The following is a 22,674-nucleotide window of genomic DNA, read 5'->3' on the forward strand; positions in this document are numbered from 1 at the left end:
TTTTTTACTATATTATATGCATTTAGAAATCTTTTTGTTTTTTCTAAAACCTACTATCACTTCATTATATCATGGATAGCAAAATGTATTTCATGAAATAGCACCAACTTTCTGTTACTTCATATGATAACTAGTAGGAAGCTTTTCTTAAAAGAGTTTTAAGAGAAAGGATGGTGTGTATGGTGGCACTAACATTAACTCACTGGATCTATGTTGTGATGGTTTTCGTTGTTTTAGTAGTTATGGTAATGAGAAGAGATACTTTAGTTCCTTGTATCTTAGGAATTTTTCTAATGGGATTAACAGCATCAAAGGGAGTTTTTGGTGCAATAGGAGGAATTTTTGATGCCTTTGTTGTTGCCGGTACCGAACTGTTAGGGATTATATTTGTTATTTCAGTCATTGTATCTATGTCTAGATTGTTGGAGGATTTAGGGGCAAATCAATTGATGGTCAAGCCCTTTACCAAACTGATTAAAACGCCTGATCGCGCTTTTTGGTTTATGGGCTTTGTCATGTTTATCGTATCTTGGTTTTTCTGGCCATCTCCTGCTACAGCCCTTGTTGGTGCTGTATTACTACCAGTAGCTTTGAAGGTAGGTCTTCCGGCTATAGGAGCTGCTATGGCTATTAATTTATTTGGCCATGGCTTAGCGCTTTCTACAGACTTTGTTATCCAAGGGGCTCCCACAATGGCGGCCAATGCAGCACAGGTAGAAGTAACGGATCTAATGATTCAAGGACTTCCCCTCTTTGCTGTAATGGGAATTGTTACTATTATTACTGCCTACATTCTATTAAAAAAAGATATGAAAAAAGGGCTCCTTAAACCTGAAGAAGACTTCATTGAAGAAACCCTCACCGAGGAAAAATTAAAACCTACTGCAAAGGTAGCAGCTATTTTGGTGCCATTGGTTTTTACTATTGATATTATTGCAATGTTTGTTTTTCAACTAAAAGGCGGAGATGCAACAGCTTTAATCGGAGGAACAGCAGTTTTGATTCTACTGGTTTTATGCTTTGCTGAACATAAAAAAAGTGCTTTAGAAGCAGTAACCAAATACATCAAGTCAGGATTTGTATTTGGTATGGAGATTTTTGGTCCCATCATCCCTATTGCTGCCTTCTTTTACATGGGAGATATAAGTACCTTTGCCCAAGTAATGGGAAGAGAAGCTCTGCCTGCTGCCTCTCAAGGAATTTTAGCTGACTTGGGAAATGCCTTAGCCTCCATTGCACCTATGAACAAGCCTACGGCAGCAGTAATGGAGATGACTATAGGCGCTATTACTGGCTTAGATGGTTCTGGCTTTTCAGGCGTACCTTTAGTGGGAGCTTTAGCTAGAGTTTTTGGTACGGCAGTGCGTGGGAGCGTCGCTACCCTTGCAGCTTTAGGGCAAATTGGTGCTATTTGGGTAGGAGGAGGAACCATCGTTCCTTGGGGTTTAATTCCTGCTGCCGCTATTTGTAAAGTAGCCCCTATGGATTTAGCCCGGAGAAATTTTATCCCAGTTATCATTGGATTAATTGTAACTACAATTGTTGCTATGTTTATTATTTAAACAAATTTTATAAACAATGCATTACAGATGAACCTTAAAAGACCTTGAAATAACCTTCAAGGTCTTTTATTTAAAGGATCTATCACGACATATAGTTTTTATCATCTGTTTTTTAAATAAAGCGCAATGCCTCAACTGGATCCAGTTTTGCAGCTTGATAAGCAGGATAAAGACTGGAAAGGATACCAATCACCAGTGCTACAATTATAGAGATCAATAAAAGATCTCCCCTCCAAACTACAGCAATATTCATACCTGCAAAAAAAGGTCCCCCATAGCCAGCAATTAACATACCTACTAAGTAGCCTAAAAATCCTCCTGCTAGACTAATAAAAACGCCTTCTAAAAGAATCATTTTAGCGATATGGGATTTCCGAAAACCTAGTGCACGGAATACCCCAATTTCCCGAGTGCGTTCTCGAACAGAAGCAGACATGGTTAAGCCAACTACTAACATTCCCACAAGGAGTACTAGTAAAGATACGGTCATGCCAAAACGCACTAACCGCGTCAGCATCTCATCCCGCCTCAGCGTTTCTTGACGCAAACTAGTGACCTGAGTGTGGGGAAGTGCTTCATCTATCTCTAGAAGTAAAGCTTCTTCAGATCCAGCCAAGTAATCAACCGACATTTCAATAACGGTTATTTCATCAGGACGATTTAATAGTTTCTGTGCTGTTGGAAGATTCATAAAAACTTGTTGATCTTCTACTGATCCACTTTCCACCAAAATCCCAAAAACCTCCAATACCTGCCCTGAAAGGGTTATTAAATCACCTTCCATTGCCCCCAAAGATGCTGCAGCACTAGATCCAAGCACTATCTGATCATCTGAAGGATTCAATCCTTCCAAATCCTGCCTTGTAAGATCGATGGTTTCAAAATCCATCTTTTTACTATCTCCAACTCCTTTGGTCTCTTGCATCTTCTCTTCTACCTTTGATCGTTGATCCTTGTCTCTGATCCTCAACCAGGGTTTTAATAGAAATTCTTCTTGTAGGTCAGTACCCACCATAATCATCTTTTGTCCATGCTCTAATGTACCTAACCCCAATAACTTTGGCGCCATAACTTTAATCATGTTTCTTGAGGGAAGTCCTTGAATTACATCTATATCAGTTGTGCTTAATTGCGCTACATCATACATTATCTCTGGAAGAGTAATACCCCCATAGGAAAAAGTTAAACCACCAGCCTCCGGTGTAATAACAACATTCACACCAAATTCTGCCACCTGACGGGTCATCTCTATCTTCATAGCTTCTATCACCCCATAGACCGATACTATGGTGGCAATACCAATCATCAGCCCCAAAAGAACAAAAAACATTTTTGCCTTTCGACGGCGGAGGTTGTTGAATGTTATATGATAAAACTGCATTTTATCCCTCCGTTAGTTTTTCTTATTAGAAAGTACTTGAAGGATTTCTTCTTGATCTGATAACAGACTTCCATCCTTCATCATAATGCTACGCCCCATATAACGGGTGTTATCTGGATTATGGGTAACCATAAGAATCGTCAAACCTTCTTTGTTTAATTGTTGAAAAAGTTCCATAATCTCATCACCAGTTTTTGTATCAAGGCTACCAGTAGGCTCATCCGCTAATATAAGTGGAGGCGCATTTACAATAGCTCTTGCAATTGCTACTCTTTCCTGTTCCCCTCCAGAGAGTTGATTAGGAAGTCGCTTCATTTTATTGGCTAAACCCACCCGATGCAGGGCATCCTCTGCCATTTCCCTCTTTTCTTTGTTTGATCGTTTTGTAGTAGTTAAAGGAAGCATAACATTTTCATGTGCCGTTAAATAGGGAATTAATTGAAATTGTTGAAAAACAAACCCTAAATATTCACGCCTAAAATCAGCCCGTCTCTCCTGGGATAGCTTATAAATATCGATACCATCTATTTCAATGATTCCAGAGGTAGGAGGATTCAGCGCTCCTATAATAGATAAGAGGGTACTTTTACCAGATCCAGAATGCCCCATTACGCTGACGGATTCTCCTTTCTCAATATCCAATGTTATAGACTTCAGGGCTTGAACTTCCTCACCCATGGACTTATATACTTTCTTTATATCTCTTAATGAGATCATCGTCTCAGACATATTTATCCTCCTTTAATATTTTTCTTCGATACGCTATTGGCTCTTTTTAAGTCTACTAAATAAAACGCAAGGCTTCAGCCGGATCAAGTTTCACAGCCTTTAGCGCTGGATAGACACTGCTTAAAAGTGCCAATCCTACAGAAAGTACTACAGCAGGTAGAAGTAATTGGAGTTGTAGGGAAAACCCTCCTTGGATTTGTACCAAATACGGGCCAGCATAAATGGCAATAAAACTGCCTAGAAAATATCCAGTTAATCCCCCTAAAAAACTAACGATCCCTGCCTCCAAGAAAATCACCTGCATAATATGAATACGTCGGAAACCAATAGCTCTAAAAATTCCAATTTCTCTCTTTCTCTCATTTACAGAAGAAAGCATGGTGATGAATACAACCAAAGCCGCAACCAGTAATACCGTTCCTGCAAGGGCAAAACCAAAAACTGAAAACTGCTGAATTGTTTCTTCACGGAAAAGCGCTGCCTGTCGCATAGGGATTGCACGACTGTTTGGCAAAGCGTCTTCTAGCCCCATGGCTATTTCTTCTATAGGACAACTATTACAATAAGCTGAAATTTCTATCATCGACAATTCCTGAGGTCTATTCAACAAGTCCTGAACTACCGCTAGATTACCATAAACCAGGCCATCTTCTTCACTTCCCAACTTATTTAGCAGGCCAAATACTTTAAAAGTCTGCTCATTTATCATCAGCAAATCTCCTGTTTTTACTCCTAAAGCTTCAGCAGCAGAACTTCCAACAATTAGCCCATCTTCAGGTATATCCATAAGGGCCAAGTCTCCCACCTTTTCCCCTGGACCAATTCCCATCTGCTGTTGCAGTGAAAACCAAGGTTTTTGGGTAAATTCTTGTCTAGTTTCTACCCCTACCATCAGTGCCTTCTGATCCCCTATTTCCACAGCCCCCACCAATTTAGGTGATACAATGTTGATATACTCTGCTACTGAGGATGAATAGATTTTAGGAACATCCTCCATAGTAAGCTTTTGTACATCAAAGGCCAGGTCAGAAATAACTGTATTACCATAGTGTATCTCCTCGGAGCGTGGAAGAAGGATGGCATTTGCACCAAACTCATCAATCCTATCTCCTAAATCCACATGCATTGCTTCGATAATATTCAAGATCCCCACTACAGTGGCCACGCCTACTACTAGGCCAAGCATTAAAAATAACATCTTTATTTTTCGTCTTTTTAAGTTGTTTAAAGCGATTTGAAAAATATTCATTGCTTCACTCCTTATCCAATCATTGCTAAAGGTAATTCTATCATAGCTCGTATACTTGACCATTCGCATAGGTCACCTTCATCACCAGCTCCCCATCTTTGTAAATATGGATTTCTTGGTGACAACCAAAATTTCGTACAACTGCTCTTACTTCTTGACCGTCATCTCCGTAGTTTTCAACATAGTATTCCAAAGCGATTTGACTAAGCCTACCATCCCGGGGCCCAAATACATCAGCACTTCGTGCAAAGACAAACTTCATACCTATGAGAATGATTAACACTACTAAACCTGTCTGAATATATTTTCCAACATCAGAAAGTTTTTTTCCATCTTGTTTGTATCTATCCACAATTTCATCCTCTCTTCCTTTTTAAAAACAACGATTACCCACGAACTCTCCAGTTTAGAACTTCCTCCAGATCAATCATAATGATTTCATCTTGTATCTCTGGATTCATATTCACAGGAGGATAAGATCCACATGCAGAAGACCCAGAAATAAATTCATGGTTCTCAATATTGTAGGTGGTACGGCATGTATCGCATACAAGGGTATCACCTGCAAGAGAGAATGTCCTGCCTCGGCAAGGCTCACACATACTACTCCCAACAAAAATGCGGCCTGAAGGGGTAATATAAGCCATCAATGGAACTAAATCTCCCTCATTATTTTCCACTTCAAAAAAAACAATATTGTTTTGATCCACATCTTGTAGGGCTATTTTAATTTGTCCATCTTCAACAATAGGCGCTATAGGCGTCATGGAGATAAATTCACCTACATAGGACCGAGAAGCAGCCACTGTATCACCAAAATACTTCTCCTCTTCTTGTTTGCTAGCGCCAAGGACTACAAATAATACGACAACAGCTAGAACAGCACAGCAGGCCGCTATCATTAACGGTAACCTACTTTTTGGAGCCTGCATAAATTGTTCTTTTTTACTAGGTAATTTCTTTGACATTTTTTCTTCCTCCTCATCGATTATAGATATGCTTTTATGAACTTTAGCCCATCAAAAACTACGTTTGTGTCTTTTTCAGCTGAAATAACAATTTCACCCCCTTAAGGTTATTCTTTGTATGTTTTGTCATCTACAGGGTAATTTATACCTTACCCCTTGTAGATTAGGCACTAATAAAAGATAGCACCATAACTACTGTGTCTTTTCCTACACTTAGCTGTAAGTTATCCTACTTTTTTTCACAAATCTCATTGCTATAATAACAACTAAGGTTATGCCAAGGTTAAAGATATCAGCAATGAATATAGGCTCAAAATCATGGGATTTATTGTCGCAGCTTCTTCCCAATACTAGTAGTCTTATGTATCAAATTTTTTATGATAGCTTAAGACATCTTTTTTTATGCAATATTGATGCCAATCTTGAAATAAAATTTCTTTTTATCTAAACATCAATAATAATTTGGAAAAATTGAGATTATTTTATTATATTGTAAAAAAAACGGGTATATAAATCAGTGATTTATCTATCTGCAATAAACATTATAAAAAACATTTAATTTTTTATAATGTCATAACTTAAGAAAGGAGGTGAAAACAAGATATGAAGATTCAACCTAGAAAAAATCAATGGTTTAGTGCTGTGACAATCGTTGCTCTTTCTCTCGTAGCTATTTTAGTTTTTCAGCTAACGATAGACAATTCCCCAGAAGGAATTATCTATGCTGAGGATTGGGCGCAACAATATCCGCTACAATATGAGACTTACTTAAAAAATGCAGAGATGGAAAAAACAACTTTTGGCGGTTCTGAACCCTATGACTATCTAGAAAAGTATCCAAATCTTCTAGTATTATATGATGGTGTAGGATTCAGTAAGGAATATTTAAGAGCTAGGGGGCATGTATACGCTTTAGAAGATGTTATACATACAGCGAGACCAAAGCCAGGTGCTAGTTGTTTAAGCTGTAAAACCCCTGATTATGTAGCTATGATCAATGAACTGGGCAGTGAAGTACATGCAATGAATTTTGATGAGGTTGCCGCGCAGGCTATTAGTCCTATCAGTTGTTATGATTGTCACCAAAATGCACCTGGAGAACCTGTAATTACTAGAAATCATCTAAAGGTAGCACTAGAAAAAGTAGACATGGACTTTAAACAGGGGGATCTTGCCTGTGCACAGTGCCATGTTGAATACTATCTCCATCCTGAATCAAAGGAAGTTATCCTTCCTTGGGAAAATGGTATTACTGTAGCTGGTATTGAGAAAACCTTTGATGACATGGGATACTCTGATTGGATTCATCCTACTACAGGAACACCCCTTCTGAAGGTACAACACCCTGAATTTGAAACCTACCAAGGAAGCCTTCATAGCAACATAGGTTTAAGTTGTATTGACTGTCACATGCCAAATATGAGTACCGATAATGGTGATTTATTTAGTTCTCACCACTGGACTAGTCCGCTAAAAACCATCGAAGCCTCTTGTATGGGATGTCATTCAGAAACCCCTGATGCATTAATAGCACGGGTCGAAACAATTCAAGCAGAAATAGAATCTACCACAAATGAAGTCAGTGATTTAATTGTTGAACTAATTGATGAACTTACTAAAGCTGTTGAGGCTGGTGAACACACTGAGGAGTTTTTAGACTTAGCAAGAGACTATCATCGTAAAGCTCAGTGGAGATGGGATTTTGTGTTTGTAGAAAACGCCACAGGTTTCCACAATCCTCAATTAGCTCGTGATACCTTAACCGAAGCTCGTATGTATGCTGAAAAAGGATTAGAATTATTCAGGCAAGAACTATAAATGTTGGGGCTATTTTATAGCCCCAACGATACAAGATGAAAGGAGCGTAAGAGGATGAAACAGGACAGTGTTTTAAAGGAGTCTTGGCAGGCTCTTCATTCCATGAAGTTTGGAATTATTCTATTGCTTCTTATCGGTATATCCTCTATTGCAGGAACAATCATTCCTCAAAAAAATCCATTGTTATTTTATCAAAGGGAATATAGTTCCCTCGTATATACGTTGATTACTACCTTAAGTTTGCATAATGTATATAACTCATGGTGGTTTATTACAATGACGGTTGTACTTTCCATCAATTTAACTTTGTGTAGCATTATCCGTTTACCCATACTTATAAAACAAATGACGAAAACACCTGAGCTATACAAGGAGTTGAAAAGAGAGAACTATTTAATAAAAAAAGAACTAAACAAAGAGATCAATGTTGAAAAATTTTTCAAGAAGGCAAGGTTCTTTAAAATAAAAAAGCTAGAAACTGAAGAAGGAATGTATTATTGGAGTTGTAAAAATAGATTTGGTATTTTAGGATCTTGGTTGACGCACATTGGATTGTTATTCATCCTTGTATCCTATATGTTTGGACAAATTGCTGGATTTGAAACTTATCTTTATGGCGTACCTGGTATTAAAGAAAAGATAGATAATACGCCATATGAAATACAGATAGATGCTTTTGAAATACAATTTCGTGAAGATCATAGTGTCAGGCAGTATATTAGTGAAATTACTGTTCTTGACGCCGCTACTGGCAATCAGCTTACAAAAGGAGAACTTTCTGTGAATCATCCCTTTAGAATGGACAATTTCAGTATCTATCAAAATGGTACAGGTTGGGCTGTAGATATGACTTTAGAGCGTGATGATCAAGTAATAGCAGAGCGCATTCTATATCAAAATGAAATTCATGTGGATGACAATCAAAAAATTGCCCTCCAGTTTGTAAATTTTTATCCAGATTATCATGTTTCCATGGGTAGACCTTTTACAATCAGTCCTTACCCTAACAATCCACAGTTACTTTATACTGTTTTTTATGAGGGTCAACGGGCAGATATGAATGTAGTTGCTATGGGTGAAACCGTTACATGGGAAGAATATACCTTTACGATAAAAAATCCAAGACAATTTACTTTTCTACAGATAACAAAAGATCCTGGGATCTCTGGGGCAAAGTTAGGCGGATTCCTACTGCTTCTTGGCATTCTTTTTGCTTTTTACTTTCAACCAAGACAACTACAAATCTTAAAAAGAAAAGATGGAAAAGTTTTATTATGGGCAGATACAATAAAAGACCAAGAAAATTATAAACATCAAATAGAACAACTTTTGCAAAAAATATAATGAATGGAGGACGAATGATGGAACTACAAAATTTACTACAACTTGAAAATAGTTTTTTCAATGTGGCTATATCTACCTATATTATTTCGATGGTATTATACTTTTTGTTTTTTGTTATGAAACATGAAAAAGCCGGAATGTATGCTACGTTTTTAATTAAAATCGCCTTTATCCTGCATACTTTAGCGATTATAGTTCGGGGGATTGGCGCAGAACGGATACCTTTAACAAATCAGTATGAGTTTGCAACAAGCTTTGCCTGGGGGATTAGCCTATGTTTTATTATTTTTGAACATAAATATCATTTCAGAGCTATGGGTACCTTCGTTACACCAATTATCTTTATTATCATAGGTTATGCCGCAATGCAGTCAAAGGACGTACGTCCTTTAATGCCAGCTTTACAAAGCTATTGGCTTGCTCTTCATGTGGCTACAGCGGTTATTGGTTATGGTTCCTTTGGTGTGGCTTGTGGTGTTTCCTGCATGTATTTACTAAAAGACAAGTTTAAGGAAGACCAATTTATCCATAAACATATACCTACTTTAGAAAAATTAGATGCAATAAGCTATAGAGCCACTGCTTTAGGCTTCTTATTTCTTACTTTAGTAATTGTCACAGGCGCCATTTGGGCAGAACAGGCTTGGGGAAGATATTGGGCATGGGATCCTAAAGAAACTTGGTCTTTTATTACTTGGATTATCTACTCGGTTTATCTTCATCTTAGATTAACAAAGAGATGGCGGGGAAAAAAGGCTGCTTTATTTAGCATAATAGGTTTTATCTGTGTGCTGTTTACTTATATAGGCGTCAACACATTATTACCAAGTATACATAGTTACGCCTAAAACGACTAAAAAAACAAGTACCCATAACAAATTCATGTTATGGGTACTCAAAGGTATGATAGTAAACCTTTATCAAGGCTTTAAAATCCTTATAGTATAACTTCACTGAAGTTTTATCTAATAACTAAGCAGGTATCATTTGTTTTTTGTTTTGACGAATCCAATGGCGATGTTGAGCCATGCCATTGATAAATTCTTTGGTAAAATTCTTCATATCTGTGACATTTCTTACTGTTATGACACCCATTTCAGTTATTACCTGTGCTTGGGTATCTGCACCAGCCATAGCCACCCCTTGTATAGCAGAAGCCATCAACAAATCTATCCCTTCATTAGTAGCTCCAATTGTCTTTGCATGCTTAAAAGCTTCATTAATGAAGTGCAGCGCATCACCCTGCATCATTAAAGTATTTATGCTTTGCTGACCTCCAGCTATGTAGACTGCATCATACTTGATAGATCCAGTGGTTACGTAGTTTTTTCCAACCTCCAACTGTTGGCCATCAACACTTGTAAGCATACCTAAATTCTTGCTAATGATTTCTGAATGTACGCCAGCAGCGGTTAACGCCTCCATTACTTGACTTACCTCCTGATGATTAAATCCATTTTCTAGTAATATAGCAACCTTCCTAGTCTTTGCATCCTTAACGGTGTTCTCCTGACTTACAGCTGGGGATGAAGCTGTAATACCAGCATTACCCGGATTTGCTGGCGGTGTAGCACCGACTCCAGCAGCAATCTGAGCAGCCAATTGTCCATCTACATTATTAAACATGTCTACCACCCGTTGCTTGATTTGTTTATCCATCACACTTCCTACCTCAAAGTGGAAGGCTTCTATAATGTGCTGCTTTTCTGCAGTAGACATACTGTTCCAGAAAAGCGTAGCCTGGCTATAGTGATCTTGAAAGCTCTGGCTACGTTGACGAACCTTTTTGCCCTCTACTTTCTCTTCGTAATGAACATATCCGCCTTCTGTTTCCGAAGCCGGCATTGGTGCATTCCCCTGAAGAGAGTTTGGAGAATAACTAACAGAGCTTCGATCAATTGTCATACGATGGTAGCCATCCCTTTGGTTATTATGTATTGGTGCTACAGGTCGGTTAATAGGAATCTCATGGAAATTAGGGCCCCCTAATCGGATAAGCTGTGTATCTAAATAAGAAAACAGTCTTCCTTGTAACAGAGGGTCATTGCTAAAATCTATCCCTGGCACCACATGACCAGGATGAAATGCAACCTGCTCTGTTTCAGCAAAGAAATTATCTACGTTGCCATCTAGCGTCATCTTACCTATTCGTCTCACAGGAATAATTTCTTCAGGCCAAATTTTAGTAGGGTCAAGAATATCAAAGTCAAAATTGAACTCTTCTTCTTCTTCTAACATCTGTACCCCTAACTCGTACTCAGGATATGCCCCCATGTTAATGGCATCCCATAGGTCGCGTCTGTGATAGTCAGGATCTTTGCCCGCCAACTTCTGAGCCTCATCCCAAACCAAGGAATGTACACCTAATAAAGGCTTCCAGTGGAATTTAACAAAGCGAGCTTTTCCTTGATGATTAATGAATCTAAAGGTATTGACGCCAAAACCCTCCATCATACGGAAACTCCGTGGAATGGCCCTATCCGATAGGAGCCACATGATCATGTGTGCCGTCTCTGGCGTATTAACGACAAAATCCCAAAAAGTATCATGGGCAGCAGAAGCCTGTGGTATCTCATTATTAGGTTCTGGTTTAATAGCATGAACCACATCAGGAAACTTGATAGCGTCCTGAATAAAAAATACGGGAATATTGTTTGCTACAAGATCATAGTTGCCTTCTTCAGTGTAAAACTTAGTGGCAAAGCCTCGTACATCTCTAACAGTATCAGCTGAACCCCGAGAACCTACCACAGTAGAAAAACGCACAAAAACGGGGGTTTTCACCGATGGATCTTGTAAAAATTTTGCCTTAGTAAATTCAGCCATTGATTCATAGACCTGAAAATAGCCATGTACGCCAAAACCGCGGGCATGAACCACTCGTTCTGGAATTCGTTCATGATCGAAATGGGTGAGCTTCTCTCTGAAATGAAAGTCCTCCATCAGTGTCGGCCCTCGGTCACCCGCCTTCAAAGAATCATCAGTATTGGAGACACGCACCCCTTGATTTGTTGTAAGAAGCTGCTCCCCATGACTTTTACGATAATCTTCTAACTGATGATTTTTTGTATTTTTTTGTATAGAAGTATGACTCTGCTGTTTTTTATCCATTTTTTCCTCCTTCTTAAACTAAAGCGCAAAACATCTTGCTTCAGTGTCTAATAGCGACTTTGGTTAATTTTTACACTATTATTGTTAATTGTATAGTCCTATTCTATACTGGAATTTGTTGGTGAATTAGAGGCTCCATCGTAAAAAAGTCATGATAATATTTTAAAAGACTGTCTGGCAAGACAATCTTTTTTCATTACCTATTCTTTGTTTTAATCATTACAATAACTTTACCAGAATTTAATTTAATTTTAAAGAATGTTATAGATTTCTTTTATATAATGAAGGCAGAGCAAAAAACTTACTCTGTCTAATGCTTACAATCGATAGTTTTATAACTTAAAAGAAAAATTACTGAAAAGATGGGAGGAATAAGCAGTGAAACATTTAAATCTATGTATTGATATTGATGGTACCATTACTGAAGCTTATGATTGGATTCCTCGAGCAAATGATTATTTTTCCAGGAAAATTGCGCCTAAAGATGTAAAGGTCTATGAAATACATGAGGTTTTAGGCGTAAGTAGAAAAGCCTATGATGAATTTTACACATTATATGGAGAAGTACTTCATGAAGAGGCGAAAATCCGAGAAGGAGTAAAAACTATTGTAAATGAATTATATAAACAGCATAAAATCCACTTCGTTACAGCTCGTGAAGAAAAAATGAAAGATGTGACAAATAGATGGTTTATACATCATCAAATCTCCTCCCATTCTTTGTCTCTACTGGGTAGCCATAATAAAGTAACTAAAGCACAGGAATTAGCATGTGATATTTTTATTGAAGATCGATACGAAAATGCTATGCAGCTTTCACTAGCAGGCTTTGAAGTATTACTTATGGACTGCCACTATAATCAAGGAATCTTACCTCCCAAAGTTACTCGAGTCAACAATTGGTATGAAATCAGTGATATTATAGAAAAGCGCCTGCACAAATTATACCCTCTTTTTAAAATTGCCACTTGATCCTTCTCTTTTGCAAAGCAACACCTTCAGTACAACTGAATATTAGAGGTTTAGATGGGCATACTACCTCATCTATAAAAAGTAGTACCTTATAAAAAGCACAAGGCTAAAAGCTAAAGCATAAACATTAAGATAAAAATTCATAGAGGAGCAGTATATTTATGGCAATTGCAATGATTAAAAACAACTTAAAACAGGAATATTTTAATATCCTTAAAAAACAAGAAATTACCACCTATTTTCAGCCAATCATTTCCTTAAAAGATGGTGGCGTTTTAGGTTATGAGGCTTTAAGCCGTGGTCCAGCAAATAGCCACTTTCATTATCCTGATGAACTATTTCATTATGCTAAAAAGGTCAATAAAGTATGGGAGTTAGACCTCCTCTGTCGCTTAAAAGCTATTGAAAAAGCAAAAGAGACTATTTCTGATAAGCTCTTATTTATCAATATAGATTCTGATATTATTAAAGATATTAAATTTAAAAAAGGCTTCACAAAGGAATTTCTAAGACATCATAACATTGATACTAATCATATAATTTTTGAACTTACGGAACATACTGCAGTAAGCGATTATAAGACATTTAACCAAATTATCGAAAACTATCGCCATCAAGGCTATCGCATTGCTATAGATGATGCAGGTGACGGATACTCTGGCCTACGGCTTATGACAGAAATTCGTCCTAATTTCATAAAAATTGATATGGCCCTTATTCGAGATATCGATAAAGATATGATGAAAAAAGAATTATTAAAAAGCTTTCAGCAATTTTCACACATAACAAATATTCAAGTGATTGCTGAAGGGATTGAAACCTCGGAGGAGCTTAAAACCTTGATTGAAATTGGTATTCCCTATGGTCAAGGTTATTATATTCAGCGTCCTTCAGAGGGTTTTGTTGCTATTTCCCCTAAACTAATGGAGGAAATTCAACGACTCAACCAACAGAATAAAAAAATTCAACGACTGCCTACCACCCTGACAATTGGCATGTTACAGCGTCGTGACTCTCCTTTACAACAGGATGATACTTGTGACAAAGCTAACAATATCTTTAGTGAATCCTACAATTTACAAGGTATTGTCGTATTAAAAGAAAAGAAGGTTATAGGACTAATCATGCGTCATAAGTTTTACTATCAAATGCGAAAAGAAGGGAATCAAAATAACTTTTTACTACGTCCTTTAAGCAGTATAATGAATCATGCCCCTTTAGTCCTTGATCATTCAATAAATATTAGAGAGGCTTCAAATATAGCTATGTCTAGGGAAGAAAGCACCGTCTATGACTATATTATCGTAACAAAAGGAGAAGAATATAGCGGTGTGGTTCCCATTGCTTATTTATTAAATGCCTTTGCGCAAGCAGGTGTAATTCATGAAGCTGAAGTATCGAAGAATCAGAATTTACTCCACTTGATGGAGAAACCTGTCTACCTTGATGCTTAGAAATAAATAAAACCTTATGCTAAAATATATAGATCATTTTATCCTTCGGTGTATTTGCTAAGACGTCCACTTCTAGGTGAACAAACTAAGTGACTAACACCAAATCAAAGATTTGGGTGACCTACTTATGCAAGTAGGAGATCAAGCACTACATCCTCGAAGTAAATTCGACTATAATGAAAACTGGTTGACAAAATACATTATTTGTCAACCAGTTTGTCTTGTATTTTAGATTTTATTTCTCTAAGCTAAATTCTAGCTAAAAGGTTAAGTGTTAATTCTTTTCCTTGAGAAATCTTCACATTTTGGAACTTAGAATAATTTACTTGCACACCATCATCTAAATCAATCTCTATTTTTTGATTAGCTATATGTGCAATGATCTGATCATAGATAGCACATTGTGCTATTTGCCTTTCTATATACTCTTTTCTCTTCATTGCAGCAGTCTTTTGCTTTTCAGGCAACTCTGATTTTATAAGTATATTTAGATTTTTCACCTCATCCTCATATCTCTTTTGCAATTTATGAAGATAATCTGTTCTGATTCTATCCACCGTTGAAACATCATAGCGATGCATATAGATCAGGGCTTTAAATCCGTTTTCTTTACCACTATCAAATAACCAATAAATAGGTCGTTTGCTATAGATTTTTAAATGATCGCTATAAAAGTCCTCTAAGAAATATCTTCTTATGGTTTGTCTAGAAGTTTCATTGGTTTTCTTACTTAATAAGCGTGCAATATAATCAAGATTTTCCTCTAACATTTTTTCACCAAAGGTTATTTTTACAAACGTTACAAATCTATTGACAATATCGTCTTCAAAATAATCATCCTCCACTATTGGGATAATATTATCTTTTGCAGGGATAAAGGTCTTGTACCTGTCTATCTTAAACTCTCCACCTGCATAAATCAACCCTTCTTCATCTAAAGAATATCTTCCAAACATGCATCCTACCGCATAGGAGATAAAGGATTGAATATCTCCTCTCCTTCTCATCGTAATCTCTTTCACTTCGGGTGTCAGCTCATTCTCTAGCCCGTAGATTTCAATAAATGTTTTATTTAGTTCTTCCTCATAGGCTTTCATCTGATAAAATTCTTTATGAATAACATCTTCCCATTCCTTAAAAGCAGTTTCTATTTTACTTGCATTAAAATCATTTTTTATTGCTGAGCCTCTTAGTAATGGATGCTGCTTGAAGTTCCATGATGTTTCAAAGGAATCCCAATCTTTTTGCGCCTTTCTAATGCATCTAGAAACCAGGGCCTTAATATTTTCTTCCTTTTCTTTGTCTAAGATTACTGGAATATTTTTAATATCTCCTACCTGGATATTAATGGTGGGGTTCAAAATGTCCATATAGTACTTGGACAACTTAGAGGCCATTAACCCTAAAATATAAAGTAGTTTCTCATCTTCAATAAATATCATAGACCCAGCAACATCAAAAATAAATCCATTTGGTGTAAATCTAGGGCCTACATCCTTACCTATAAATGTATAGGTGATACCTGATTGAAAATAAAACTTTTCATTTTTGATTGTCCTAGAGTAACTACCATATAATTTTTTTGCATATTCTTTGACTTCTTCCCCATTGTTTTGCCAGTTAATTATGAACTCATTATTTCCATACCACTTTCTATAGCCACCCCCCTTGTTGTAAGGTGCCCATTTTAAATGAAAATCTTCTGAAGTTTTGGAAAAAAACTGTATTTTACAGATGTCAACCTCATGCCACAATCTAAGGAACTTATTATTATCTGATGTAGCCATACCTTGACGTGGTTTTGCAATAGCTTCCAGCCTTTTTCCTTTTAAAAATGTTCTGATGGTCTGTTCGGTAGCCCAAAAAGCAATTTTATTATCTGGTATACTCTTAAATAATTCTGTATTTAACACATGGGTATTTTTAGAAAACAACTTAGCTATAGCATCAACTTTTTCTTGTTCCTCAGCTTCGTCAAAATCATTGTCTAACTTTATAAAGGTTGTATGATACTTACCAGCTTCCTTTCTCATAACAAAGGTACTAATTGAAACGGAAGCATCTTTAAAACCATTATCGGCTAACTGTATCAAACTCATCAATTGATAATTATTTATGATAAGTTCTCTCAAATTTCTATAAGATGAAATATATTGCCATACATTTGGCGTCATCAAACCAATAAATCCCGATTTTTTTGTGTAATCAATGTTTTTAGCAAAAAAAACTGAAAAAAGATCATACTTACATGCTTGAAAATTATCTTCTATATACTTTTTCAGCTGATCATTTAATTTTCTTAATCCGCTATAGGGTGGATTTGCTATGACTGCATCATATTTTTGACTCATGATTTTGGCCTGTTTGATTAAGCTAGGTAACTTTTCTAAAATGATTTGTGTATAATGAAGTTGAAACAAGTCTAAAATTTCTTCCTTTTTAAGCTCTTCTAATCTATGTTCAATAACAGCATAATTTATTTTCTTCACATCTAAAATAGCACCATATTCCTTTGCATCCTGAAACACTGCCAATAAATATTCCACATCTTCTTTACTGACAGTTTTTACAATATCGGCACCCTTTGAATTTATTAGATATTCTATTGCCTCTTTCGGAATTTCGTTACTTTCTTGAATAGCACAAACATTTAAATCAATCTTTTCCTTAAAAATTCTTTTATTTTTACTTCTAGCCTTCATCATAAGAGCAAAAACTGTTAACTGCCCTGCCCGATCATCTATATCTAGTCCATATAAGTTTTTTTCTAGTATTAGCTGTGGTATATCTTTTTCCTGGTAATTTGCCTTTAAATAAATAGAATAAAGTACATCAAAAGCATATACTAAGATATGTCCCGATCCCATCGCAGGGTCCAATACTCTTATTTCTTCTGGAGATAAATTAGGATTTTTTAGTTCATCAAGCTTTTTTTGCACTTCTGAATCTTGTTCCGCTTCTTCTAAATAATACTTCCACTGAGCCTTTAATCCTTCATCTGGGTGAGAGGTCAACCAAAGTCTTCCCAAGGTATTTTCCACCATATATCGTACGATCCATTTTGGCGTAAATAGTTGAGTAGCAGCTGGAATATCCTCCTTAGCAATTTTCTTGTTCTTTTTTAAATCTGCAAATATTTTATCTTTTTTTTCTGAGCTATAATATTGATATAACCATCCAATAATCTCTACTTGATCTTTATAGTCATCCTCTTGAATAGACACTACTAGATCTCTAATGACGGAGGTTTTTGACAGCAAACCTTCTGGCAAAAGAAGTTCAGTATAATCAGCTATTTCTTCAAATACCGTAGGCATAATATGCCCTAGCTGGTTACACTGTTTAATGATCAGATATTTATAGAGATCCTCCATATCATTTGCATCTATAAGCTTGCAAACAAGATTTCTATCAATATCTAAATCTACATTTAAAGCTTTTTTTATGATGTCTGGCTCTGTTCTGCCTTCTTCTACAGAAGATAACACCCTCACGCCTATTGGGAGGTAACCATTAACCTCCATAAAACGCAGCGCAATAAAGCGATTAAACCATGTATAGGCTACTTCCTCAATTACCTGTTCAAATCCCTTTTCCCTAATCTCAGATATTAATTTTTCTCTTTGCTTTTTTTCGTACTTTTTATAAATTCTACGATTTTCTACTCCTTTAATTTTAAACCCATTTTCGAGGATCTCAATATCTTTTCTTTCATTCTTCATAATACCAAGCCCATGGGCTTTTTGGGTTATACCTTCTATTAACTTCTTCCTTGCTCTAATAGCAAAGCTTTTAATAGCAGTTTTGTTCATCATTTACGCCTCCTCATCTTTAGATGAGTTTTTATTTCTTATCTTCTCTTAATTTATTCTTCGCTGTATTGCTAAGACTCCCACTTCTAGGTGAACAAACTAAGTGACTAACACCAGATCAAAGATTTGGGTTATCTACTTATCTAAGTGGGAGGTCAAACACTACATCCCCGAAATAAATTCGACTACAATTCAGTAAGAGTAAAAACTCCCCCTGAATTAAGTCTCATTCTATTTTCATCTTTTCTTAGATAATTCTTAACCCTTCAATTGTACCCTATACTTAAGCCTAGATGCAAATGTAGTTTATATTTTAAAATATATATCCTATAATTACGCTAATTATTGTCTTCAACACATTTTTCCTATACTTTACTGTGCTATCTTTAGTATGTTTGTTTTTATTTTTCTACGGTTGTATTTCTATTTGTTAAAGGATCTTGCCCTGTGTATTTCTCTTTTTCTACTTTTTTATTTACATTCTACTGTAGTTCTATTAACGGCCCGCCTTATGGTCCTTACTGCTTCTTTTTTCTCATATTTACATTCTACTGTAGTTCTATTAAAGGGGATATGTCAAAACTGAAATAGATTTACTTATTGGATTTACATTCTACTGTAGTTCTATTAACGGGCGATAGATGAAGTAGCACTGCTTATAATACATCTATTTACATTCTACTGTAGTTCTATTAAAGGATGATAGAAGGTTATAATATTTATGTTCGTGATACATTTACATTCTACTGTAGTTCTATTAAAGGAAATATGCTGTCTCAGCACAATAAGCACCTTCCATCTATTTACATTCTACTGTAGTTCTATTAAAGGTAACTTTAGATATGCTGCTATAATTTTGGCTACCTTATTTACATTCTACTGTAGTTCTATTAAAGGATTCCTCCCTTATTTTATTGTATCGAGGGACAAGTATTTACATTCTACTGTAGTTCTATTAAAGGGATACAGATTATCAATATAGGGAAGAATTTCCTGAATTTACATTCTACTGTAGTTCTATTAAAGGGAGATCATATCTTCTGAAAGGTATCTTGAATCTGTTCTATTTACATTCTACTGTAGTTCTATTAAAGGTTAAAATCACTTCAGGTTTCACAATGTTAATAGTTCTATTTACATTCTACTGTAGTTCTATTAAAGGGCTATACCCCTTGTAAAACACTCTGCTTTTTTATCAATTTACATTCTACTGTAGTTCTATTAAAGGGATTAGCAGCTATTAACGCAAAGACCAATATACAAGCATTTACATTCTACTGTAGTTCTATTAAAGGTTTACCTTTTGCACTCTTTTTTTATTTCTTTAACCAAATTTACATTCTACTGTAGTTCTATTAAAGGAATTTTCAAACGCAAGTGAACTATAATCATGTTTAAATTTACATTCTACTGTAGTTCTATTAAAGGTGTATTTTTGCAGGCTTTGCCTGCAATATGTAACAATATTTACATTCTACTGTAGTTCTATTAAAGGACTATAGTCCGAAAGGGTGGTAGAGATGATCCAAAATTTACATTCTACTGTAGTTCTATTAAAGGGCAGATCTTGCAAAAGAAGATTATTCTTTTCCTGTATTTACATTCTACTGTAGTTCTATTAAAGGGAAGCCAATCAAGTATTTGTTTCACTGTTTTTGGGTTATTTACATTCTACTGTAGTTCTATTAAAGGGCCGCATGAGCATCTTCAAAATCTACAAACAATTGTATTTACATTCTACTGTAGTTCTATTAAAGGTGTGCCAGTAGAAACCGCAACGGAGATTATTAAGAATTTACATTCTACTGTAGTTCTATTAAAGGCTTCTGTTACGTTAAGTGTTCCAGCTGCTTCTATTAAATTTACATTCTACTGTAGTTCTATTAAAGGTAGGGCAACATCAGGGGCTTTGTGTGAAGCCTTATGATTTACATTCTACTGTAGTTCTATTAAAGGCCATATTCATCCCCCTTTTGAATATCTGTCTAATAAATTTACATTCTACTGTAGTTCTATTAAAGGTAGCTTTGTGAACTGAACCCTCTACAATAATATAAGGATTTACATTCTACTGTAGTTCTATTAAAGGCAACTTTTTCGTTTGATATTTTGGGTGTTGCTATTGTTATTTACATTCTACTGTAGTTCTATTAAAGGAAGACAATACAGTATTTTAGACAGCAGGGTTTTAAAAATTTACATTCTACTGTAGTTCTATTAAAGGTTTTAGAAGGGTGTTTTTTTATGCCTTTTAAAAAGGATTTACATTCTACTGTAGTTCTATTAAAGGTCGCTCATTTTAAAGCATTTATACTACTGGCTTGTACACTTACTTTCTGTCCAAGTGTGGTTTAAAAGTCATTTAAAGTTATATTGAGTACATCTTTTTTCTAAAAAATACTTTTTACATAAGATATAAATTGACTTTGTCGATACCGTCTGTTTTTACATTACTAGAGATCGACAGATTGTTATCTAAAAAAAATTAGATGTCTTATCATCTTTTAACCCTAAGAACTCCTTAGCTAGCCATTTTTCATCCCTACTCTTAAATATTACCAGAGAATCTTTATGATCCCTTATATACTGACCTAATTCTTTTTTTAACTTCATTAAATTTAATTCTGTTAAATTCCCCTCAAATACAGATTTTTGTATATGGGTTAAATATCTCTTGCATATTTTAAAGGTATTTCTCTGCACTTTAGCACCATCTTTATCCATCATTATATCATACATTAAAACTACATACATAGCATCACCACCAAATTTTAAATCCACTATATTTCTTTTCTTCAATTATATCTTTTATAAGCTTATAACACTCTAGTCTGATAAGATATCTATAGGATACCTGTCTTCCTAAATCTCTGTGACTAATAGTTTGCTTGAGCCGACGATCATACTCTAAGAGTATTTTCTTTTTACCGCTTTCTTTTAAGTATAAGAAATTAGACTCTTTTTCAAAGTCTTCTTCAGTAATTTGATTTTTATTAAGCAATGAAAATATCATTCTTTCTCCAATTAAAGGTTTAAATATTTCTGATATATCTAAAGATAAGGAAAATCTTTTACTACCTGGTTCATGCAAAAAGCTTATTGTAGGATTTAACTGAGTTTTATATATTTCAGAAAGTACAGTTGTGTATATAAGACTATTTACAAATGAAATCAAGGAATTTATCATGTTATCAGGTGGTCTTTTTACTCTTTTTTCAAAACATATATCTTGTTTTATAATGCTGTTCCAAGTGGCATAATATATTTTTCTTATATTACCTTCTATTCCCATAAGTTGATGTATATCTGTTCCAAAGTCTAGTTTATTCATTAAACTTTCTATTTCTTTCACAGGATTGTCCAAATCAATACCTCTACGGTTATAATATCTCAAATTTCTATATATATTATATGAAGCTGATTTCAATATCTCTTTGGCTATCCTTACTCTTTCCTCTTGATCATCGTATTTTTTCACTTGATTTACCAGCAAATAGCCACTTATATTGCTTTCTCTAGGATAAAAGCTACCACTATAAAAGCCATAATAGTTAAATATATGCATTGTTATCTTCTGTTGAGATAAAAAATTTAGCAGCTTAGTATTCATCTGTACTTCTCCAAATAGGTAAATCTCTTCTGTGACTTCAGCCTTTAAATTTTTCTTTTCTCCTTCTAAGGTTGTTATAATAATGTTATTATCTTTTCTTTTTAAATCACCATCTTTAAAAATATAAAAAGTCTCTCCCATATCCGCCTCCTATATGTAGCAAAGTTCATAGTAAGCACAATTTTTACATATAGCTTTTTTATTGATTGCTGGTGGTAATTTTGATGACCTTATTTTGTCTATCTCCTCCAGAACCTTTTGCAGTTCTTCTTCATCTTGTTTGTCCAAAAATACGTCTTCTCTTTTTCTTAAAAGCGGATAATCTAATATACCTTTTTCTATATCCACACCTTTTTGTTTTAATAGCCATATGTAATATTTTAGCTGCCATTTAGATGCTTCCTCTATTTTTCTTGATTTTTTCACTTCGTGAATAACTTTCCAATCTTTTAGAAAATCTATATTGATGTTTTCATCGATTAGAATATTTTTCTTTTCTCTTTTGTAGGATGTTTCATCTATTAATTTTCCCATGCTTACTAAGTCACTACCTTGTTCCATATTAAGATCATTCATAAAAAACCATAGTTTTCTATCACAAATGAAATAATAATAAATCATAACACCAGTTACTTTTTTCATATTTACCACCCTGCCTAATAGA

The 22,674-nt window shown here is 35.2% G+C and carries 16 protein-coding genes and 1 CRISPR repeat array; of the genes, 6 read left to right on the plus strand and 10 right to left on the minus strand.

The window, feature by feature from the left end; genetic code table 11:
* Positions 1-179: 179 nt before the first annotated feature.
* Positions 180-1,562 (plus strand): hypothetical protein, encoded by a 1,383-nt coding sequence (locus tag BJL90_RS17355; RefSeq protein WP_070970991.1) that lies wholly within the window; start codon positions 180-182, stop codon positions 1,560-1,562.
* Positions 1,563-1,674: 112 nt separating this feature from the next.
* Here the strand turns inward: BJL90_RS17355 and BJL90_RS17360 are convergent, their stop codons facing one another.
* The 5 genes from BJL90_RS17360 to BJL90_RS17380 are packed head-to-tail and all read right to left on the minus strand — an operon-like array spanning position 1,675 to position 5,889.
* Positions 1,675-2,943 carry an ABC transporter permease gene (locus BJL90_RS17360; protein WP_070970994.1) on the minus strand — a complete coding sequence of 423 codons (1,269 nt, stop codon included), beginning with the start codon at positions 2,941-2,943 and terminating at the stop codon, positions 1,675-1,677.
* A 12-nt stretch (positions 2,944-2,955) separates the two neighbouring features.
* Complete coding sequence (locus BJL90_RS17365) at positions 2,956-3,672, minus strand: ABC transporter ATP-binding protein (protein WP_070970997.1); 717 nt, start codon at positions 3,670-3,672, stop codon at positions 2,956-2,958.
* A gap of 55 nt (positions 3,673-3,727) precedes the next feature.
* Positions 3,728-4,984, minus strand: a complete 1,257-nt coding sequence (locus tag BJL90_RS17370) for an ABC transporter permease (RefSeq protein ID WP_236904946.1) — start codon at positions 4,982-4,984, stop codon at positions 3,728-3,730.
* Positions 4,962-5,273 (minus strand): hypothetical protein, encoded by a 312-nt coding sequence (locus BJL90_RS17375; protein ID WP_070970998.1) that lies wholly within the window; start codon positions 5,271-5,273, stop codon positions 4,962-4,964. The genes BJL90_RS17370 and BJL90_RS17375 overlap by 23 nt, the downstream gene beginning before the upstream one ends.
* Before the next feature lie 34 nt (positions 5,274-5,307).
* Positions 5,308-5,889, minus strand: coding sequence for a Fe-S-containing protein (locus BJL90_RS17380; RefSeq protein WP_070971001.1), 582 nt, complete (start codon positions 5,887-5,889; stop codon positions 5,308-5,310).
* Positions 5,890-6,492: 603 nt separating this feature from the next.
* Between BJL90_RS17380 and BJL90_RS17385 the strand changes: the two genes are divergently transcribed.
* The 3 genes from BJL90_RS17385 to ccsB are packed head-to-tail and all read left to right on the plus strand — an operon-like array spanning position 6,493 to position 9,899.
* A complete protein-coding gene (locus BJL90_RS17385) occupies positions 6,493-7,707 on the plus strand; it encodes an ammonia-forming cytochrome c nitrite reductase subunit c552 (RefSeq protein ID WP_070971005.1) in 1,215 nt (404 codons plus the stop codon).
* A 54-nt stretch (positions 7,708-7,761) separates the two neighbouring features.
* Positions 7,762-9,051, plus strand: a complete 1,290-nt coding sequence (locus tag BJL90_RS17390) for a cytochrome c biogenesis ResB family protein (RefSeq protein ID WP_070971008.1) — start codon at positions 7,762-7,764, stop codon at positions 9,049-9,051.
* Between the two features lie 17 nt (positions 9,052-9,068).
* Positions 9,069-9,899, plus strand: a complete 831-nt coding sequence (ccsB, locus tag BJL90_RS17395; RefSeq protein ID WP_070971011.1) for a c-type cytochrome biogenesis protein CcsB — start codon at positions 9,069-9,071, stop codon at positions 9,897-9,899.
* A gap of 124 nt (positions 9,900-10,023) precedes the next feature.
* Here the strand turns inward: ccsB and BJL90_RS17400 are convergent, their stop codons facing one another.
* The gene (locus tag BJL90_RS17400) at positions 10,024-12,162 is read right to left on the minus strand and encodes a catalase (RefSeq protein WP_070971014.1); all 2,139 of its coding nucleotides are present in this window, start codon (positions 12,160-12,162) and stop codon (positions 10,024-10,026) included.
* A gap of 378 nt (positions 12,163-12,540) precedes the next feature.
* On the opposite strand from BJL90_RS17400, the gene BJL90_RS17405 reads away from it, so the two are divergent.
* Together BJL90_RS17405 and BJL90_RS17410 are read left to right on the plus strand one after the other, a co-directional pair.
* Entirely contained in the window at positions 12,541-13,134 is a 594-nt protein-coding gene (locus BJL90_RS17405) for a 5' nucleotidase, NT5C type (protein WP_070971017.1), read from the plus strand.
* 161 nt (positions 13,135-13,295) lie between these two features.
* Positions 13,296-14,588, plus strand: a complete 1,293-nt coding sequence (locus BJL90_RS17410; protein WP_070971020.1) for an EAL domain-containing protein — start codon at positions 13,296-13,298, stop codon at positions 14,586-14,588.
* A gap of 248 nt (positions 14,589-14,836) precedes the next feature.
* Here BJL90_RS17410 and pglX read toward each other — a convergent pair whose 3' ends face one another.
* The 4 genes from pglX to cas4 form a co-directional block, all read right to left on the minus strand.
* Positions 14,837-18,403, minus strand: a complete 3,567-nt coding sequence (gene pglX, locus BJL90_RS17415; protein ID WP_335617803.1) for a BREX-1 system adenine-specific DNA-methyltransferase PglX — start codon at positions 18,401-18,403, stop codon at positions 14,837-14,839.
* Positions 18,404-18,873: 470 nt separating this feature from the next.
* Positions 18,874-20,690: a CRISPR direct-repeat array (repeat unit 30 nt; unit sequence ATTTACATTCTACTGTAGTTCTATTAAAGG).
* 185 nt (positions 20,691-20,875) lie between these two features.
* On the minus strand, positions 20,876-21,199 hold the full coding sequence (cas2, locus tag BJL90_RS17420; protein ID WP_335617804.1) for a CRISPR-associated endonuclease Cas2: 324 nt from the start codon (positions 21,197-21,199) through the stop codon (positions 20,876-20,878).
* Positions 21,159-22,151 (minus strand): type I-B CRISPR-associated endonuclease Cas1b, encoded by a 993-nt coding sequence (gene cas1b / locus BJL90_RS17425; protein WP_070971029.1) that lies wholly within the window; start codon positions 22,149-22,151, stop codon positions 21,159-21,161. Before cas1b ends, cas2 begins: the two co-directional genes overlap by 41 nt.
* Before the next feature lie 9 nt (positions 22,152-22,160).
* Positions 22,161-22,652, minus strand: a complete 492-nt coding sequence (gene cas4, locus BJL90_RS17430) for a CRISPR-associated protein Cas4 (RefSeq protein WP_070971032.1) — start codon at positions 22,650-22,652, stop codon at positions 22,161-22,163.
* Positions 22,653-22,674 lie beyond the last annotated feature (22 nt).

Origin of the sequence: Clostridium formicaceticum, from assembly GCF_001854185.1 — a bacterium.
In the GTDB taxonomy this organism is placed as follows: domain Bacteria; phylum Bacillota; class Clostridia; order Peptostreptococcales; family Natronincolaceae; genus Andreesenella; species Andreesenella formicacetica.

What these genes read in the sequence shown, in the direction of transcription:
- BJL90_RS17355 (WP_070970991.1), top strand. Translation starts at nt 180, where the DNA reads ATGGTGGCACTAACATTAACTCACTGGATCTATGTTGTGATGGTTTTC.
- BJL90_RS17360 (WP_070970994.1), bottom strand. Translation starts at nt 2,943, where the DNA reads ATGCAGTTTTATCATATAACATTCAACAACCTCCGCCGTCGAAAGGCA.
- BJL90_RS17365 (WP_070970997.1), bottom strand. Translation starts at nt 3,672, where the DNA reads ATGTCTGAGACGATGATCTCATTAAGAGATATAAAGAAAGTATATAAG.
- BJL90_RS17370 (WP_236904946.1), bottom strand. Translation starts at nt 4,984, where the DNA reads ATGGTCAAGTATACGAGCTATGATAGAATTACCTTTAGCAATGATTGG.
- BJL90_RS17380 (WP_070971001.1), bottom strand. Translation starts at nt 5,889, where the DNA reads ATGTCAAAGAAATTACCTAGTAAAAAAGAACAATTTATGCAGGCTCCA.
- BJL90_RS17385 (WP_070971005.1), top strand. Translation starts at nt 6,493, where the DNA reads ATGAAGATTCAACCTAGAAAAAATCAATGGTTTAGTGCTGTGACAATC.
- BJL90_RS17390 (WP_070971008.1), top strand. Translation starts at nt 7,762, where the DNA reads ATGAAACAGGACAGTGTTTTAAAGGAGTCTTGGCAGGCTCTTCATTCC.
- ccsB (WP_070971011.1), top strand. Translation starts at nt 9,069, where the DNA reads ATGGAACTACAAAATTTACTACAACTTGAAAATAGTTTTTTCAATGTG.
- BJL90_RS17400 (WP_070971014.1), bottom strand. Translation starts at nt 12,162, where the DNA reads ATGGATAAAAAACAGCAGAGTCATACTTCTATACAAAAAAATACAAAA.
- BJL90_RS17410 (WP_070971020.1), top strand. Translation starts at nt 13,296, where the DNA reads ATGGCAATTGCAATGATTAAAAACAACTTAAAACAGGAATATTTTAAT.
- pglX (WP_335617803.1), bottom strand. Translation starts at nt 18,403, where the DNA reads ATGATGAACAAAACTGCTATTAAAAGCTTTGCTATTAGAGCAAGGAAG.
- cas1b (WP_070971029.1), bottom strand. Translation starts at nt 22,151, where the DNA reads ATGGGAGAGACTTTTTATATTTTTAAAGATGGTGATTTAAAAAGAAAA.
- cas4 (WP_070971032.1), bottom strand. Translation starts at nt 22,652, where the DNA reads ATGAAAAAAGTAACTGGTGTTATGATTTATTATTATTTCATTTGTGAT.